A 19,054-nucleotide genomic window follows, 5' to 3' on the forward strand; every position below is an offset into this window, starting at 1 on the left:
CGAGATTTATGGTATAATGGCACTAAAGGTCAAGGCAGAATCGCAGGGTTGAAATGTCGGGAATAAAGGGCAGTCGCACTTCCAAGCACGCAGCCAATACTGACGATGATGCACCAAGGACGATCAATCGTCCGGCCGCGCTTGTGGACGAAGTCTACGACGCGATCCTTGATCGGATCATGGCGCTCAAGATTCAGCCGGGCGCCAAGATTACCGTCGACAATCTCGCACGCGAACTCGGCGTGTCGCAGACGCCGATCCGCGAGGCGCTCAGTCGCCTTGAGGCCGAAGGGCTCGTGCTGAAGGCTCACCTTGTCGGATACAGCGCGGCTTCCCAGCTCAGCAAGGAGCAGGTCGAGCATCTGTTCGAAGCGAGACTTCTGCTAGAACCGGCGGTGGCCGCAAAGGCTGCGGCCCGAATAACGCAGGCGGAGATGGATATACTGCGTGCGCTTCATGCCGACATGGTAAGCCTGCGAGACAACCAGTTTCCGGCATATGGCCAGTTCGCACGCAAGGATGCGGAGTTTCATCAGGTCATTTCCACGGCCGGTGGCAACTCGTTGCTGGTCGATACGTTGGCGCGGCTTCATTCGCATGTTCATATTTTCAGGCTGGTGTTCCACACCCGCGTGACGTCTGAAGCGATTGCCGAGCATGCCGACATTCTGACTGCTCTTGTCGCGCATGATGGACCTGCAAGTGAGAAAGCCATGCGGGCGCATATCCTTGCATCGCGTAACCGCATTCTCACCCTGGTCAGCACCTGACCCTTGCGACTCCGTTGAAGGGGGTCACGAGCGTGCGGCCATATATGTCCGGCGCGCTCCGTTGTGATCGCGCTCCGCTGCCTCGCTAAGTTTCCTGCCAGTCGGACAACAAAGATCTGCTGCCCCGTGGGCTCATTGCGCCGTAGTTGACAAAAGATTCGCATGGGATATTAAAATAGGTATTGTATATCCTATACGATATTGGAGGTCAGCTAGCGAGAATCAGGAAGAGTTGAAGACCCGCTGGTTCTTTGCCTGCAGGGCATTCGAAGCGAGACGCCTGCCGGCTGGTCGCAGGCCTTCTGTGGGAATTCTTCACATTCAATCGTCTGAACGAACTAGCCATCCGGTGGGCGGCCTCCGCCGCGGCACGTCGTGGTCACTTGTCGTTCGATGCCACGATCGCGGAGCTGCGTGATTTCAGCGGTTCCGAAATAAGAACACTTGGAGGACGTCGCAGTATGAGAGTGGGAGTAGAGGTCGGGGGGACGTTTACGGACCTCGTGGCGATCGATAACGATCGCATCGCCATTACAAAAGTGCCGAGTACCCCGTCCGCCCCCGAGCAAGGGGCTTTCCATGCCGTGAGTGCGGCGGGTTTAGAGGTTAAGGGGATCAAGGACTTCGCCCACGGTTCAACGGTCGCGACCAACGCGATCCTTGAGCGCAAGGGGGCCAAGATTGCTTTCGTGACCACGGCCGGTTTCCGTGATCTTCTTCAGTTGCAGCGGCATGATCGCCGCAACATCTATAATCTCCAGTACCAGAAGCCTGAACCGATCGTTCCGCGCAGCGGCTCTTTTGAAGTGAACGAGCGTATTCTGCCGGACGGCAGCGTGCTGACGGCGCTGTCGGAAGCCGACGTCATTAAAAACCTCGTTCCGGCTTTGCGAGCCGGCAGTTTCCGGGCCGTCGCGGTCTGCCTTCTGAACTCCTATGCCAACTCGGAGCATGAAGAGAAGCTCGGAAAGCTGCTGCGCTCTCATCTTCCCGGTGTTTCGGTGACGTGCTCGACCGAGGTGGTCAGAGAATTCCGCGAATACGAGCGCGCATCGACCACGGCGCTCTCGGCCTACGTGCAGCCGGTCATCGCCGGTTATCTGTCGCGATTCTCGCAGTGGCTGAACGACAAGACGTTCGACGGCCAGTTCACCGTCATGCAATCCAACGGCGGCTTGCTGCCGGCCGAAGCAATGGCAAGAAGCGCAATCACGGCGCTGTTCTCTGGTCCTGCGGCGGGCGTCGTCGGTGCTGCGCGCCTGGCGGCGCTATCCGGCTATCGCAATCTCATCACGTTCGACATGGGCGGCACGAGTACCGACGTCTCGCTTGTCGTGGATGGTGAGCCGAGCCTTGCAACCGAGACGGAGATCGACCGTCTTCCGCTGCGTACGCCTGTCCTCGACATTGTCACCGTAGGCGCGGGTGGCGGCAGCATCGTCTGGATCGATGACGGCGGCATGCTGCGGGTCGGACCGCAAAGCTCCGGCGCGACGCCAGGACCCGCCTGCTACGGCAAGGGCGGAACGCTGCCGACCATCACCGACGCGCATGTCGTTTGCGGCGCGATCCACCCGGATACGCAACTCGGCGGACGCATCAAGGTCGATCTCGATGCGGCGCGCAAAGCCTTCGCGCCGGTTGCCGAGGCTTTGAAGCTTTCAATCGAAGAGGCCGCAGAAAGCGCGATCCGCTTGGCCAATGCCAACATCGTACGCGCGATCCAGCTCGTTTCGACTGAGCGCGGCCGCGATCCGCGAGACTATGTCATCGTGCCGTTTGGCGGAGCTGGCTCACTGCATGCCACTGCCGTCGCGACGGACCTCGGCGTCGACAAGGTCGTGGTGCCGCCGAATCCCGGTGTGATCTCTGCCTATGGATTGCTAGCGTCGGATTGCGTGAAGCACGACAGCCTCACGCACCGTATTCGGCTGAATGCCGAAGCTCCAGCCCTGGTCCACAAGGATTTTGAGAAGTTGCGGGAAAGCTTGCAGCGGCAGATGGAGGAGATCGGCCTCGGCGCGCCCTATGAATGGACCTACGGCATCGACATGCGCTTCGTCGGGCAGGCGTTCGAGGTCACGGTCTATTTCGATTACGAATCCATCGAAAATTTGACGCAGGACGAAATGGAGCGGCGCTTCGTCGACGCTCACCAGCGCGCGTTCTTCCATGGAGCGGCGTCGAAGCGGGCAATCGAGATCATCTGTCTGCGCGTCGCCATCCGCAAGAAGTTGGCGACGGTACCGCGTTTGATGCGCGAGGCCAACACTTCCGAGCATTTTTCCGACGCTCCGCTGTTTTCAGACTGGAAATGGAACGAAACCAAGCGGCTAGCAGACGGGCTGCTCAAAATTGGTGAATCCATCAAGGGTCCGGCAGTGCTTCACGGCACGACGGCCACTGTTCTCGTCGGGGTCGGATGGAGCGGCCACATCGACGAGCAGGACAATCTGATTCTGGAAAAGGACAAGGCATGAAAGTCTCGCCCATTGATTATGCGGTGATTAGCCAGGCGCTGCATGCCGTCGCCAACGAGATGGGTGCGAAGCTCATTCGTTCAGCCTATTCGACCATTCTGCGTGAGGCGCGGGACGGCGCGTCCGCACTGCTCGATCGCTTTGGCAATGTGGTTTCGCAAGCCGATCTCATCCCGATTCAGCTTGGGCCGATCGGCATGACAATTCAGCCCTGTCTGGCGCGCTATCCGGCCGAGACGCTTGAGGAGGGCGATTTCCTCGTCAGCAACGACCCCTACAACGGTGGCCAGCATCTTCCCGACGTTTTCATCTTCACGCCGATTTTCTTCGAGGAGAAGGTGATCGGCTTCGGCGCCAGCGTTGCGCACCATCTCGATCTCGGCGGGGGCAGTCCCGGCCTCGACACAGACGCCACCGACATTTTCCAGGAGGGGATTCGTATCCCTCCATCGAAATACAACATGGCGCGCGACTGGAACGGTGGAAACTTCGAGCGATTGATCGAAGCCAACGTTCGCGTTCCGGATCTCACGATCGGAGACTTCAACGCTCAATTCGCCGCGAATGCGGTGGGAGCGGCGCGGGTCCAGCAGCTCTGCACCAAGTACGGCGCCGATGCCGTCTGTGAGGTGATGCAGGAATTCATTGCATATTCCGAGCGGCGCATGCGTGCCGCGATTCAGAAGGTGCCCAACGGCGTCTATTACGGTGAAGACGCGATCGATGACGACGGCGTGACCGACACGCCGTTGCCCATAAAGGTCAGGGTGGAGGTGAAGGACGAAGATATCTACGTCGATTTCACCGGCACATGCCAGCAGGTCATGCGCAACGTGAACGTCCCGCTGTCGTCAACCTATGCGGCGACGCTGAGCTGCATCAAGTCGGTCATCACCAGCGCAGGTATTCCGTTCAACGAAGGCGTGAAGCGCCCGATCCACATAACTGTGCCTCCGGCTTGTCTGCTCCATCCGGTGTCTCCAGCGCCGGTGCGTGCGCGGCTTGAAGGCGGCTATCGTGCATTTGGCGCGATCATGAAGGCGCTGAGTCAGGCTGTGCCCGAACAGGTCATCGCTCCGGGCTTCGATACAACGACGGTCATCTGCTTCTCGTATCACGGCGAGAAGGGTTTCCAGGTCAATCTGGAAGTGTTCGGCGGCGGATACGGCGCGTCGGCGATCGGCGACGGATGCGACGCTGTCGATTCACCGCTGTCGAACTGTTCGAATACGCCGGTCGAGGTGATGGATATCCAGTGCGATTACGTCCGCATCGTTGGCTACAAGCTCGAGCCGAATTCCTTCGGGCACGGCCGCTTTCGCGGTGGTGCGGGCTTCAGCCGACACTATGAAGTGCTCCGCGACGGCACCAAGCTCGCCATCTATGCCGATCGCTTCCGTCTCCAGCCAGGCGGCATCTTCGGCGGCACTCCGGCGCTATCCGGATTCTGCGGCATCCACCGCGACGGCAAGCTTATCAAGATCGGCTCGAAATCGTCCTTCGATCTGCGCAAGGGCGACGTCGTGGAAGTGTTCCTCGGGGGTGGCGGCGGCTATGGCCTTCCATCGCAGCGCGACAAGGGTCTTGTCGAGCGCGACGTCGCGGAAGAACTGCTGTCTCCCGATGCCGCAAAGAAAATCTACGGTCTCAAAACGCAGCCGCGAGAGAAGGTGGTCGAACGCGTGTGAGGGTTTCCCGGTCCGCCGCTTTATCCAGAAGCGGACCGGTCGGTATTCGTAAGAACAAGAAAACATTTGAAAAATCATGATCTCAGGAGGAAAGAATGCACGCCACAGTTCAGGCGCCGACGACCAAAGAACAACGCAAGGTCATTCTTGGATCTTCGCTTGGTTCGGTTTTTGAGTTTTATGATCTGTATCTGTTCGGTTCGCTCGCTTCGGTTATTGCGAAGCAGTTTTTTAGCGGGCTCAATCCGACGACGGGGTTCATTTTTGCACTACTGACTTTTGCGGCGGGTTTTATCATTAGGCCGTTTGGAGCGTTGTTTTTTGGCCGCATCGGCGACATGGTTGGACGCAAGTATACCTTCCTCGTCACCATCGGCATCATGGGACTGTCGACCTTCGTCGTCGGCTTGTTGCCGAGTTATTCCACCATCGGAATAGCAGCTCCGATCATTCTGATCGCATTGCGCCTGCTTCAAGGCCTTGCGATCGGCGGCGAATACGGTGGTGCCGCGACTTATGTCGCCGAGCACGCGCCGCAGAACCGGCGCGGTTACTACACCTCATGGATTCAGATCACCTCGCCATTAGGTCTTCTGCTTTCGCTGATCGTCATTCTCATCTGCAGGCAAATCACAGGCCCGGCATTCGATGATTGGGGATGGCGGCTGCCGTTCCTTCTTTCGATCATCCTGTTCGCGATTTCCGTGTGGATTCGTCTGACCATGGAGGAATCGCCTGCGTTCAAGAAAATGAAAGCCGAAGGCACGCTTTCCAAGGCGCCGCTGACGGAGTCCTTCGCCCGCTGGGGTAACCTGAAAATCGTGCTGCTCGTGCTGTTCGGTCTGATGGCCGGTCAGGCGACGGTCTCCTACACCGGACAGTTTTATTCTCTGTTCTTCCTGAGCCAGGTTCTGAAGGTCGATCCGTCGACGGTGAACCTTCTGCAGGGCGGGGCGCTGCTGATCGCATCACCGTTCTACATCGTGTTCGGCATTCTGGCCGACAAGATCGGGCGGAAGTGGATCATCATGGGGGGATGTCTGCTTGGCATTCTGACTTACTTCCCGATCTTCCAGGCGCTGACTCATTACGCGAATCCTGCGCTCGAGCGAGCCCAGAACTCCGCACCGATCACCGTAACGGCCGATCCCAACGACTGTTCGTTCCAGTTCAACCCCACCGGCACCGCGAAGTTCACCAGTTCATGTGATGTCGCCAAGCAAGTGCTGACGGCCGCAGCTGCGACCTATCAGAACGTGGCGGGTGCACCGGGAACGACCGCGACGATCAAGATCGGCGAACTCGAAATTCCGTCCTACAGCTCACAGGGTCGGTCGCCCGATGACGCGAAGAAGAAAGAGGCGGAGTTCAAGAAGGCGGTGTCCGACGGTTTGGCGAAGAGCGGCTACCCGACCAAGGCGGATCCCGCCGAGGTCAACGTTCCCATGACGCTGTTGCTGCTGACGATCCTGATCCTCTACGTGGTCATGGTCTATGCCCCGACGGCGGCCATGCTGGTCGAACTGTTCCCGACCCGCATTCGTTACACGTCGATGTCGTTGCCTTACCATATCGGCTTCGGCTGGTTCGGCGGCTTGCTGCCCAGCATCGTCTTCGCCCTGTCGGCACAGAACGGCAATATTTACTTCGGCCTTTGGTATCCAATCCTGATCGCGGTGATGACATTCATCATCGGCGCGATCTGGCTGCCCGAAACCAAGGACGTCGATATCAACGCGATCAAGTGATCGCGACTGCCGGCATGCCGCGCTCGCGGCATGCCGGCAGTCAAGTGCGAAAGATCATGGAAACTCCCCGTGGGTTTCCCAAGAACATGGAGATGATGATGTCTGTACCCACAAGTGGACGGCCTTCGGCTCGATCAGCAAAGGCTGGCACGAAGACGATCCGGGAGACTGCCCGCGACATTCCGATCTATGCCGAGCCCGACGTGCTGGTGGTCGGCGGCGGCGCCGCCGGACTGTCGGCAGCCTGTGCAGCCGCACGCGCCGGGGCCGATACGTTGCTGATCGACGCCTATGGCTATCTTGGGGGCACTCTCACACTCGTAACCCTCGGCGGTTTCTGCGGTACCCACGCCATCGTCGACGACAAACGGCTCGGTCGCACCGTCGGCGGCATCTACATGGAGGTCGAGGATCGCCTGAAGCGTTACGATGGCCTTCTTGAACCCAGGCGCCATGGCAAGATCATCGGCGTTCCCTACGAGTCGATCGCGTTGCGCCGGGTCGCGGACGAGATCGTGGCTGCAAATGGCGTCAAGGTTCTGCTGCATACATCCGCCGTTGACGTCCAGACTGAGAATGGCCGTGTGACTGCCGTGATTATCGAAAACAAGGGCGGCCGTTCCGCGATCCTGCCGCGGGTGGTGGTGGATTGTTCGGGCGACGGGGATGTTGCTGCGCGCGCTGGCGCGGAATTCGGTCTCGGCGAAGACGGCGAAACCCAGTACGCATCCGCTATGTTCCGCCTCGGCAATGTCGATCAGGAACGTGCCGGCAAGCTGTCGCGCCCTCAAATTCGCGAACTGCTGGAGCAGGCCGTGGCCGACGGGTTTCCGTTGCCGCGAACGGCAATCGGTTATCACGTCAATCCGCTGCCCGGTGTCGTGCATCTGAACGTCACCAAGCTTGGTGACGAAAACGGCGCGCCGTTCAATCTGGTTGATCCAGAACAGCTCTCGGCTGCCGAACGCGAGGGCCGCCGTCAGGTGCGCATGTACGAAGAAGTCTTCCGCAAATATGTACCCGGCTTCGAGAACGCACGCGTGCTGGATATAGGTGCCAAGGTCGGCATTCGCGAAACGCGTGTGATCCGCGGCGACAGCGAATTGCAGGTCGAGGACATTCGCAACTGCGTGAAGCCCGAGGACCGCATCGCATGTACCGGCTGGCCGCTGGAGATTCATGGCCGCGGTCTTGCGACGCAGTGGGAATTCCTGCCGGACGGCGAGTACTACGGAATTCCGTGGGGCTGCCTCGTGGTCAAGGGCTTTGAGAATCTGCTGGTGGCCGGCCGCAATCTGTCGTCCTCTCATGCGGCGCAGTCGTCGGCGCGCGCGGGTGGTCCATGCTTTGCGATGGGCGAGGCGGCGGGGGCGGGCGCCGCTCTGAGCCTCTCGGATAACGGGCGTGTACGTTCCGTACCGATCAACGCGTTGCAGTCTGCGCTTGAACAACACGGCGCAATCCTCGCTCCGGATCTGCGCTGATAGGATTGAAAGCGATACGGACCGAGAGATGGCCCGTGGATAAACGACAGCGGAACGGCGACACGCTCCTGACTTACGTCAGGAGCGTTTGTCTTTTTAGTAAGCGCACATCAGACGCTCGAACTCACCGAATATCGCGCGTAGCTGGATTCCAGGGCGGCGCTCCAAATAGCGTTTTCGAGCGCGAATACATCAAAAATCCAAAGGCGATGGTCCCGGGCACCAAGATAAAGTTCTCAGGGATTAAGGACGAAGCGAGGATAAATGGCCTTATCGCGTATCTCAGGAAGTTCGCGAGTGACACAAAGACTAATACGTTGTCAGGCTCGAAGCCCTCTACCGCTGACTAATTGCGGTCCGAGGTCTTTCGACATACCGGGCGTGGAGCAATGATTTGATCGCCAGCCATGACCGATGGCAATCAGATGCAATCAGGAGGAAAGAAGATCATGATCGACCTTTATACTTGGAGCACACCAAACGGCCGCAAGGTCTCCATCATGTTGAAAGAGCTTGGTGTCGAGTATGAAGTAAAGCCGATTGACATTGGAAAGAACGAGCAATTTACGCCGCAGTATCTCGCACTCAGTCCCAACAATAAGATCCCGGCAATTGTCGATCACGATAACGGAACCACACTGATGGAGTCGGGCGCGATTATGCTGTATCTTGCGGATAAGCATGGGCGCTTCCTTCCGGAAAGTTCGAAGGGATGATGGTCTGCAATTCAGTGGCTGATGTGGCAGATTGGCGGAGTCGGTCCGGCACTTGGGCAAGTGCACAATTTTATCCACTTCAATCCAGGAAAAGCACCATTTGCCGAAGAGCGCTTCGCCAAGGAAGCCTATCGACTCTACGGCGTGCTGGACAAATGTTTAACCGGCCGCGATTTCATTGCTGAAACATACTCGATCGCTGACATGGCAATCTGGCCCTGGATCTCCCAGATTCGAATGGCAAAAGATAAATCTGAGTGAGTTTCCAAATGTGAAATCCTGGTACGTGCGAATTGCCGCGCGACCGGCCGTTCAATGCGGCTATCAAGTACCGAAGAGGTTGAATGATATCCCGATGCCGTGAGTAGATTTTGGCGGAATGAACTGCGGCCCGCAGGTTCCGGAGGCCCTTAAGGCGCAATGAAGATCGGCTGCTGGCTGGTGATTTCGGCCGGCGCGGATCAACGCGTGGGGGAACTGGTCCGGGTCACGCGCGTTTCAGAAAATGAGTACCGCAGCGAGGGTATCGCGGACGTTCGCTTCGTTCCATTGATCGGGGAGGCGAGGAGGGGGACCGGGAAGGAAGGTGAGGGGCGCGCACCTGCGCGCCGGGCGTTGCGGTGGTTTCTCCGGAACAGGAAACGCCGGTCCGGAACCTCGCCGACGCAGCGCGATTCGTTCCCATAGGTGGGGGACTGATCTCAATCCCTTGATGGAATGGAACGGATCCGAAACCGAGTTCGCGAGCGCCGCAGCAATTCGACGAATACGTGTGGTTCGACGAAACTCGCGCGGTGACGCCGCTGGACACCGCCGAAATCAAAGGTCTTCCAGATACCTATCCGCGGCGTGTGAAGCAGTACGTCGACCCAAGGCCATGACTTGCCCGTAGGATCGAGCTGGGCGTATGAATTCGAAGCGTGAGACAAGCGAGCCAGGAGGGCAGCCAAGAGCTGAAGCCGGGATGTCACGGTCGGATTCGGCCTTAGAATCGTTTCTGGTCTGGCCGCTTGCTGCAGCAGCGCTGGTGGGGAAGGCCAACGTGCGGTTTCTTGAAGATCTCATCTCGTCGGTATCGGGTAAGCGAAGTGTATCGAGTAGTTTGTCGTTGCCTTGGACGACATCGAATACGGTCGCTCTTGAGCTCCCATCGATGCGATTGCGGAATTTTTCCACAAAAACAGGTGGGCTCGCGACACTCATTTGTGCACCCTATGCGCTACACAGTGCAACCATTGCGGATTTTGCTCCGGGTCATAGCGTAGTCGAGGCGTTGTGCCAGGGTGGCTTGTCGCGCATTTTTGTCACCGATTGGCGGTCTGCAACCCCGGAGACACGTTATTTTTCAATCGATAACTACCTCGCCGACCTCAATGTTGCGGTAGACGAACTTGGACCGCCGGTCGACCTGATTGGCTTGTGTCAAGGCGGCTGGTTGGCATTGGTCTATGCCGCGCGCTTTCCAAAAAAGGTGCGACGGCTAGTTCTTGTCGGCGCGCCGATCGACATAGCGGCCGCCGAATCTCAACTATCCCGTTTCGTCGCCAATGTTCCGCTGAGGATGTTTGACGAGCTTGTCCAGCAGGGAAAGGGCATTGTCCATGGTGACCGTATGCTTGAATCTTGGGGTATCTCATCGAGCTTCAATGATGCGGAGGCGGTTCTTCAAAATCCGCCGGGCCTTGACTCGGGGCGACGGCGTGAATTGTGTGATCGATTTCGGCAATGGTATGCCGAAACGCTAAATTTACCCGGGGGATTCTACCTTCAAGTCGTCAAATGGCTATTCAAGGAAAACCAGATCGCTGAACGGCGCTTTGTCGCCCTTGGGCAACAGGTTGATCTGACGCAGCTTCGCGTACCAATCTTTCTTCTCGCTGCCAGCAACGACGAAGTCGTTTCGGTCGATCAGCTGTTCGCAACAACACGGCTAGTCGGCACACCGGCCGAATTGTTGGAGAAGGTGGCGGAACCATGCGGCCATTTGAGCCTATTCCTAGGGTCCAAGGCGCTTGACGGGTCATGGCGCAAGATTTCTCATTGGCTAGTTAGCAGCGAGCTGAAAGAGCCGGAGAACGTTCCTGAAGAAAAGCGATCGTATGATAAACGACTCCGGCATCGAAGCGCGCTGAAGCAACATCCTTAATGGCACTGCAACGCGCGGTCTGAACCTGACGACGGAGAATGGCGGCCCTACTATGCTGGCGCAGCAGGAATCGGCCTGCCCTGCCTGATGACATCAGCATTCGGGTTGCTTGGCATGGCCCGATGCTTGAGCGTGATCACAAGGGCGATTCCCAGCCCAATCAGTACCGTTCCCAGCAAGAGGCCCACTACGAAAATGATAATACCTCGCGTGTTGAGTTTGCGCATCGGTCTACTCTGGTGACTTGGCGTTGTCGATGTGCTCGCAGCGACAGAGACGTGCGTCCATCGGATAGCACTTCCGCAGACGTTGTTCCTCCGTCACGACCTACGCTATCAGGTAATTACCTTAGCGCTCGAAAGGGAAACACCGCGAGGACGTCGGTCTGCGTCCGCGTGACGCTCCAGCCGTTTTCCCCGATCTGTCGAATTGTGTAAGGCGGGCCAGTTCAGTCGGTCGAATTTGGTGTTCGCTGTGCGAATCTGAGGCAACTGACGTGGGTCTGAAGGTTTATTGCGTATGAACCATTCCTAGTATCAGTATTGCAATTCAGCTATCCCCCAAAATGCAATCAATGCGAGAGGTAGGGTAAACCCCGATAGCGGGTGAGGCTTTATCCCACTAGGTTTTGACACCCGCAGCAGTCCATGAGGGGTGTGATGAAAACCGTCCTTTCCGATTCTTCGGCGAGCGTTGGCCGCGAGACCGTTTTGGCCGATCTTGCCCTGCAGGGTGGCGGCTCTCACGGCGCCTTTACGTGGGGCGTTCTTGATCGGCTCCTCGAGGAGCCATGGCTACGGATCCATGGTATCTCGGGCACCTCTGCGGGCGCGATGAATGCCGTGGTGCTGGTGGATGGCTATGAAAAGGACGGATCTAAGGGAGCGCAGGCTGCGCTTGAAAATTTCTGGCGGCGCGTCTCGCATTCCGCTCGATTCAGCCCTATCCGGCGAAGCCCTCTGGATATGCTCTTAGGCCGGTGGACGTTGGACACTTCGCCGTTCTTCTTAGCTTTCGACCTGGCCGCGCGTGTGTTCTCGCCTTATGATCTGAACCCGGGAGGCGCTAACCCGTTACGCGACATACTTGCCGACTGCGTGGACTTTGGGCGGGCGGCGAAATCTCCAATCCGTTTGTTCGTGACCGCCACCAACGTTCGCACTGGCCGGGGCCGCGTCTTCCGAAACGGTGATCTCACGCCGGACGTGCTGCTCGCGTCCGCCTGCCTTCCGACGCTGTTTCAGGCCATAGAGATCGACGGCGAGGCCTATTGGGATGGCGGCTACTCGGGCAATCCGACCATCACCCCATTGGTGCGCGAGTGCACATCGCACGATACGTTGCTCGTTGCGGTCAACCCCGTCGAACGCCAAGGCACGCCGCGTGCGGCGCGCGAGATCCTCGACCGTTTGAATGAGGTTTCCTTCAATGCCACCCTTCTGAAGGAATTGCGTATGATTGCCCTATTACGCCAGATCGCTGATGTCGGCACTGGCGAGGGGGCTCTATGGGCAGGAATGCGTATTCATCTCATCTCAAGTAAAACCATCGACGAGCTTGGAGCTTCTTCCAAATTCAACGCGGAATGGGACTTTCTAAGCATGCTGCGGGAGGAGGGCCGTCGTTGCGCGGATTCCTTTCTGACGGCGCATGGTGCGAGTGTTGGTAAGCATTCCACACTCAATCTGGACGTTCTACTGGAACAGGTCTGATGCCATGGGCCTTCTAGGCATTCTCCTTGCGCTGGGGCTGCTCGTCTGGCTGGCTTATCGCGGGTGGAGCGTGCTGCTGTTGGCGCCTGCGGCCGCACTTATCGCGGCTGCCGTTTCTCGGGAGCCGTTGCTCGCCCATTGGACACAAACTTTCATGGGCAGCGCAGCGCAGTTTCTTGCTCAATTCTTCCCGCTGTTCCTGCTCGGTGCGCTGTTCGGCAAGCTCATGGACGACAGCGGTTCGGTCGAGTCCATCGCACGTTTCATGACCGAGCGGCTGGGTGCGCGCCGCGCGATACTGGCGGTCGTGCTCGCGGGTGCATTGGTGACATATGGGGGCGTCAGCTTGTTCGTCGCCTTCTTTGTTTTGGCGCCGATGGCACAGGCGCTTTTTCAGGCCGCCGACATTCCGCGGCGGCTGATGCCGGCGGCAATCGCACTCGGCACCTCGACGTTCACGATGACAGCGTTCCCCGGAACGCCAGCCATTCAAAACGCGATTCCGATGCCATTTTTCGGCACCACGCCTTTTGCAGCGCCTGGCCTCGGCATCATCGCCTCAGCCATCATGCTGGGATTTGGATTGTGGTGGCTCGCCCGTTGCGAAGCCCGCGCTCGGCGGGCAGGTGAGGGCTATGGCAGCACTGATATGACCCCGCGCTCGGTCGCCGATGACCAGATTATCCGGGAGCGGGCGACGACCGCACGCGAATTCGATCCTGCGGAGATCGGCCATGGCCGTCATGGCGAAACCCCGGTGCCGATTGGTATTGCCGCGCTTCCGCTGGTTGTTGTCGTGACCGTCAATCTCCTGATGTCGCTCGTCATTTTGCCGCGTCTGGACTTTTCCTTCCTGGCGGAGGCGCGCTGGGGCGCCACCTCACTGTCAGCTGTTGCAGGTGTCTGGTCGGTGGCGGTGGCACTCGCGACCGCGATCCTGACACTTATCCTTGTCAATAATCAGCGGCTGCCGACCTTGCGCGAGAGCATGGATGCCGGCGCCAACGCCTCTGTCTTGCCAGCGTTCAGTGTCGCCAGCCTAGTGGGCTTCGGCGCCGTCGTCGCGATGCTGCCCGCGTTTGCGACGGTGCGCGATTGGGTGCTTTCAATTGGAGGCGGGCCGTTGGTCTCGCTTGCGATGGCAACTAACGTACTCGCCGCCCTGACCGGTTCGGCTTCGGGTGGAATGACGATCGCACTCGATGCGCTCGGCGACACCTATATGCGCATCGCCGCGGAGCAAGGTATCGATCCGGGTTTGATGCACCGGGTAGCCGCCATTGGCTCCGGTACTCTTGACAGCCTGCCGCACAATGGCGCGGTCGTGACGCTGCTCGCTGTCTGTGGCTCGAAGCATCGCGAAAGTTATCTCGATATCGTCATGGTCGGGATTGTCGGCGCGATCATCGCCCTCGTGGCGGTTATTGCCTTGGGCTCGACGTTTGGCTCCTTCTAGAATGGTGCGGGCGCACGCGGGAAAGAGATATATTGCGGACCATTTCAATTGCTCCGGGCCGTTCTCCACAGCATCATCGAAGTTAGAGGCGCCGATGATGCGAGCATCTGGCGATTTTGCGAACCGTTTTACCGCGCGAATAGCGCCGCACCTAGCGCGACAATCAATATAAGTAACGACACGCCGGCCGCCGGCCACTGACGAAGAGCGTTGTCCATTCGTTCCAGCGTCTTGCCCCACGCAACAGCCAGGCGAACTCCACCATCTATTGCCACCACGACGTCTCCCTCGGGAACGCGTGGCAACCAACGCGCCCAACGCCACAGCCCGATCGCCAGTACGGCGCCTAGCAAAACGGGCCAGAGCGCTTTCCATAGCACCGCAGGAGCGAGCGGGTCAGGCAGCGTTTCGCTCGGGACCGCCAGATACAACGTCCACGGCACGACGAGCGAAACTGCAGCGGTCGCCAACCAGGGCCAGACAAGTCCGGCGGCCGCTTTCGCCTCCGGGTCTCGTGACGCGGTCTTCGCGAGGCTGCGCAAGAACTGCAGCATCAGCAGCGTCGTTCCGACAGCAGACAGCGTTGCAATCTTGCTCGCGGTACCATCTCCCAGCGGTCCGTCAACCACGATCTTCGCCAAGGCGCCGCCGGTAAGCGGGAGCCCGCCGAGGCCCACTGCAATTATTGCCACGGGCAGAAGCATCGGCCATAGACGACGGCTTCCGGTCGCGGCGATCACGCCCACGGACAGGAACAACGCGCCTTTGACCAGGACGTGGTGCGCGGCATAGAAAGCCGATGCCAGTGCAGCTCGGTCATCTCCTGCGATCATTCCCATACCAATGACCGCAACGATGAATCCCATTTGGCTCACGCTCGAATACGCCAATACGACCTTGGGATTGCGTTGCGTGATGCCAATCACAACGCCGTAGAGCGCGGCGAAAAGTCCGGCGGCTGCGAGCGCCGTGCCCCAATCGGGCCGCGCGGTGTCGAAGGCCAGAAAGCGGATCATTCCAAGGACGCTTGCCTTGACGACCGCACCGCTCAGTACAGCGGAAGCAGGCGTCGGCGCCGCGGCATATGCCAGTGGCATCCAGAAATGAAATGGTACGAGTCCGGCCTTGATGCCCAGGCCGGCGATCAACAGGGCAAGTATCAGATCGCGCTGAGGCGAGGTCGGCAACGCTGCCGCAGCGTCACGGATTAACAGGCTATCACCCGGGATTTGTGCGGCGAGCAGCACGAAAGCCATTAGCAGCAATGCTTCGGCCAGCAGGGCGAGCCCGATATAAATCGCGCCGGCGCGCCATGCGCGAGGCGTTTCGTGGTAGATAACGAGGCCGCAGGCTCCGAGCGTAAGCAGCGCTAGAAGAAAATAGAAGCTCACCATGTCGGCAGCGAGAAATACGCCGAGGCAGCCGGTCAGCGTTATCAACCAGCACACCACGAATCGCCCGCGGTTCGGTCGGCCCTGCAGATACTGCGAAGCGTAAGCACCTGATGCGATCCACAACAGCGCCGCAACGCCGAGCAACAGGGCTCCGGGAAGGTCGAGGGCGAAAGTCAGGTGCAGGCGTGCTGTCCCCAATATCAGCGGGGAATCATCAGCGGCAAGCAACACGGCCGCAAGCGCCGGGATCGGGGCGGGCGCCAGGAGCGAAGGCATCCGGTTCAGCGCCCGTGACCAAAGGCATGCAGGCGTGTTGGATCATCGCTCTTCACCACCATGTTATCGAGTATCCCAAAGTAGCAAAGGTGCTATCTGAGCGAATCGGTACAGCGGTAAATGGAAATTGGTTTGTTCGGCGGCTCCAGGCGTTGGGAGGCCGGGCAGTGCTAATGCACGGACACCGGCATATTGACTGGATCGGAAGATGTGCTGGGCTTTCGATCGTGTCGGCGCCGTCGCCGGTGATGGAAGCGGCCGACGACGCCGATACATACTTCTACATCCATACTTTATCGGCACAAAACGGCGGACGGCTCGGTTTGCTGGCTCCTGAGCGGGTCGTTGTGGGAACCCAACCTAAGACCGGCGGCTAGACGCCCTCTGTCAGCGGACTGATCGGTCGTCACTCATCGGCCTCCTTCGGCTACCAGGCTGCAGACCTCGAAAACGATTATCTTTTGAGGCTACATTCCGGTAGCCGGTCGCGATCGCCCGCCGGAATTGATGATAAAGTCCCAATCAGCCGCCTCGGCCTCACCGAGAACAACCTGTTAAAGCTCCGCAATTAGGCCAACTTTGCCGATTGCGGCGGCGTTTCGGTAGTCGCTGCTTTGGCGAGGGCGTCGCGTAACACCTGTTCCTTTGTCTCATCAAGCGATGTTTTCAGCACGACGCCTCCTGAATCCTTGATTTCCTTAAGCACCTTGTCTGCTGTCATGTTTTTGATGAGAACAAACAGAGCGGCATTACCGGGTTGGATGCTCGCTGCGAGTTCCTTCATGAATGTATCATTGATGCCAAAATCCGTCAGCGCGCCTCCGAGCGCCCCTGACGCCGCGCCCAACGCGACGCCTATGATTGGATTCAGAAAGAGAACTCCTATCAGGAGTCCCCAGAAACTGCCTGAGGCCGCTCCCAAAGCGGTCGTGTTAACAAGTTGGTTCAGTTTGATGGCGCCCGCTTCGGTCTTAACGGCAATTACTGCGTCGTTGATCGTAATCAGATATTCTTTCTGCAGTTTGATGAGGCGTTGGCGTACTTCTTCGGCCTTCTCCTCGGACGGATACACGATGACAACTAAATCAGACATGGAAGCCTCCGCTAGGTTGAAGTCTCCCCCTCCCCAAACTGGAATGCCCGATCGTACCTCACAACTCACTAGATCGAAATAGTACCAGCCACGGGACTGTAAGGCCGAGGGCAGTCGCGACGAGAAGCCCCTCACAACCGTAAAAGAAGCTTCAATGAAGCTGTGATGAGATTTAATGAAGCCCTGGTGCGGGCCTCGATAAAGTCGAGGCGAGATTTGCTAACGCATCTGAATAAGTGGCCGTCGATGCCTTTTCGGTCGGCGTTAGACCTGAAGATACACAACGGTTGTCCCGTCGATCTGTCAACGCCTCTGACCTATTGAGACGAGGCCACACGGCTTTAGAAGGCTACTGTCATATTGGCAGCGGGCCGACAAAGCGAAAGGCGTTGCAAATCTGGAATCCGCACGGCGGCATCTCGATGCGCCACGCTCCGACTCCTCATTTCTCGATCGGCACGCCGGGCGACTTAAATCACGATGCGATTTGCGGGGCAGCGTCATTTCTTCGTGCGGCAGGTGCCGGCTTGATCACCACGATGTTTGGGCCGGTGGGCGTAGTGTAGGTGCTGCCTGCTATGACGACGCAATGATGATGCCGGTGCCGCCACTGAGCTTCCATCGCGATCTCTTCAACGATCATCGTACCCGGCTTGGTGAGCGGCATAGCTCGTGCGCGGTCATGCCAAGTAGCGATAAAAAACGCACCAATGGCCGTGAAGAACAATTGAGGTCATTTGTTCGCTCTTGCGTCTACATGTCGAAAAGATAACTCACACTGAGCGGCGATGCGTACGACGTGCTGTGACGTGTCTCCATTTTATCCGGCCCGAGCCGACGAGAAGTACACCGCTGTCATGCGCTACGGAGTCCTGCATATCACCGCACAACGTGCCCAAGCTCGGGCAGTTACAAAAGTTCTGTGCGGCAAAATTCCGCTGCCATGAGAACAGTGCCCGTCCACAACGTTGCGTGTCCTGAGGCGGATATCATGCGCCATAGCACAGAGGTTCACGCCCGCGGCGCTGCCGATCCCTTGACCAATGTATTTTACCTTGTTCGCGTCTGGCTTCGGTGCAGGAGGAACGTCAACCCACGAGTTATTGGGAGAAGTATTGGCAACCAAATTGACCCGGGTACAAGCCTGCTGCCCAATATCTAGTGTGACGTTGCTTAAACATTGCGGTGCAATAGCATTATTCGCATTGTCTCTGGCCCGATCTCTAGCTGCGGCCTTAATGTTAGAGGTATCACTTCCGGCGCAGGCATTATCATCGCCCCGTCGCTCGATTCTGCGACTGAATTCGGCAGCGGTGAGTTCGACGCAAAAGTCGGTCGCGAATGCAGACCTAATCCCGTAGTCGATAGGGGCCGCAGAGAGCGCAACAACAGTGAGCGCAAGCGATCCGATTTTCATGGCTTCCCGCGTGTCCTCGCTCTGACCATTGTATATCGCTTCTGCAGTTTACCGCCATGGCCGTCTCGCCCGCCTTGGCGCAATGCGCCGCGCCATCGGGGAAGTTCCACAGCAAACGAAACGCCTTTGCCGCTATCGAACGTTTCATTGAAGTTTGTGACGCGTAATTCAGTGGGGCGAGATTGTCGCCGGCCTATATGTAGCTAGTACATCCGAGTGTTCGGATGCTTCAAAGGTGAGACGTCCGCGTCACCAGAGCATGCTCATCTGGTTGCTTCTGCGCGCTCCGCGAATTTTCGCACCGATCCGTACATGGAGGCGCAGCTATGACTTCACTCAAGACTCTTGCCGTGGCAGCACTTCTTTCGGTGACGGCGGTAACCCCGGGTATTCGCGCAGGCCGCCATCCAGGAACCAGGCCTCTTTGCATTCTATCACCCTAATCTGGATGTTCGGCGGAGCGCCCACGCCGGCGGCCGCATTGGCATCGGACCCTCCAGCCATGGAGGCCTATGCGGCGAGGGAAAGCGGCATCGCTCCTCGCGAGCGTTATCGCTCCCACTGCCGCGGCCATGACGGTCGCCGGCACCGGTGTTGGTGAAGCCCGGCAGTCAAGGAGCCGATGGCATCGCGAATCGCCAACCAACGTACACGACGGCAACGTACAAGGAGCT

11 protein-coding genes and 1 pseudogene are annotated in these 19,054 nt (G+C 58.5%); 9 read left to right on the plus strand and 3 right to left on the minus strand.

The genetic code is table 11. The annotated features are described in order from the left end of the window. The first annotated feature begins 53 nt into the window (after nt 1-53). The 9 genes and pseudogenes from N554_RS0130900 (at nt 54) to N554_RS0130955 (ending at nt 14,200) form a co-directional block, all read left to right on the plus strand. The gene (locus N554_RS0130900) at nt 54-770 is read left to right on the plus strand and encodes a GntR family transcriptional regulator (RefSeq protein ID WP_197033816.1); all 717 of its coding nucleotides are present in this window, start codon (nt 54-56) and stop codon (nt 768-770) included. Between the two features lie 461 nt (nt 771-1,231). After that, nucleotides 1,232-3,250 carry a hydantoinase/oxoprolinase family protein gene (locus N554_RS0130905; protein WP_029586970.1) on the plus strand — a complete coding sequence of 673 codons (2,019 nt, stop codon included), beginning with the start codon at nt 1,232-1,234 and terminating at the stop codon, nt 3,248-3,250. Beyond that, on the plus strand, nt 3,247-4,938 hold the full coding sequence (locus N554_RS0130910) for a hydantoinase B/oxoprolinase family protein (RefSeq protein WP_051677814.1): 1,692 nt from the start codon (nt 3,247-3,249) through the stop codon (nt 4,936-4,938). The genes N554_RS0130905 and N554_RS0130910 overlap by 4 nt, the downstream gene beginning before the upstream one ends. 95 nt (nt 4,939-5,033) lie before the next feature. Next, complete coding sequence (locus tag N554_RS0130915) at nt 5,034-6,686, plus strand: MFS transporter (RefSeq protein WP_029586972.1); 1,653 nt, start codon at nt 5,034-5,036, stop codon at nt 6,684-6,686. 98 nt (nt 6,687-6,784) lie between these two features. Next, complete coding sequence (locus N554_RS0130920; protein ID WP_197033817.1) at nt 6,785-8,170, plus strand: FAD-dependent oxidoreductase; 1,386 nt, start codon at nt 6,785-6,787, stop codon at nt 8,168-8,170. Between the two features lie 449 nt (nt 8,171-8,619). Next, a pseudogene (locus tag N554_RS36830) lies at nt 8,620-9,250 on the plus strand (glutathione S-transferase family protein). Between the two features lie 543 nt (nt 9,251-9,793). Beyond that, nucleotides 9,794-11,032, plus strand: a complete 1,239-nt coding sequence (locus N554_RS0130940) for an alpha/beta fold hydrolase (RefSeq protein ID WP_245283767.1) — start codon at nt 9,794-9,796, stop codon at nt 11,030-11,032. A 659-nt stretch (nt 11,033-11,691) separates the two neighbouring features. Next, a complete protein-coding gene (locus tag N554_RS0130950; protein WP_029586976.1) occupies nt 11,692-12,744 on the plus strand; it encodes a patatin-like phospholipase family protein in 1,053 nt (350 codons plus the stop codon). A gap of 4 nt (nt 12,745-12,748) precedes the next feature. After that, the gene (locus N554_RS0130955) at nt 12,749-14,200 is read left to right on the plus strand and encodes a GntP family permease (RefSeq protein ID WP_029586977.1); all 1,452 of its coding nucleotides are present in this window, start codon (nt 12,749-12,751) and stop codon (nt 14,198-14,200) included. Nucleotides 14,201-14,328: 128 nt separating this feature from the next. On the opposite strand, the gene N554_RS36835 is transcribed toward N554_RS0130955, so the two are convergent. The 3 genes from N554_RS36835 to N554_RS0130975 form a co-directional block, all read right to left on the minus strand. Next, the gene (locus tag N554_RS36835) at nt 14,329-15,870 is read right to left on the minus strand and encodes a proton-conducting transporter transmembrane domain-containing protein (RefSeq protein WP_051677816.1); all 1,542 of its coding nucleotides are present in this window, start codon (nt 15,868-15,870) and stop codon (nt 14,329-14,331) included. 568 nt (nt 15,871-16,438) lie between these two features. Then, complete coding sequence (locus N554_RS0130970) at nt 16,439-16,963, minus strand: DUF1269 domain-containing protein (protein ID WP_029586979.1); 525 nt, start codon at nt 16,961-16,963, stop codon at nt 16,439-16,441. 475 nt (nt 16,964-17,438) lie between these two features. Beyond that, nucleotides 17,439-17,690, minus strand: coding sequence for a hypothetical protein (locus N554_RS0130975; RefSeq protein WP_156042212.1), 252 nt, complete (start codon nt 17,688-17,690; stop codon nt 17,439-17,441). Nucleotides 17,691-19,054: the final 1,364 nt, after the last annotated feature.

The sequence above is a fragment of the Bradyrhizobium sp. URHD0069 genome, assembly GCF_000701345.1.
Classification (GTDB): domain Bacteria; phylum Pseudomonadota; class Alphaproteobacteria; order Rhizobiales; family Xanthobacteraceae; genus Bradyrhizobium.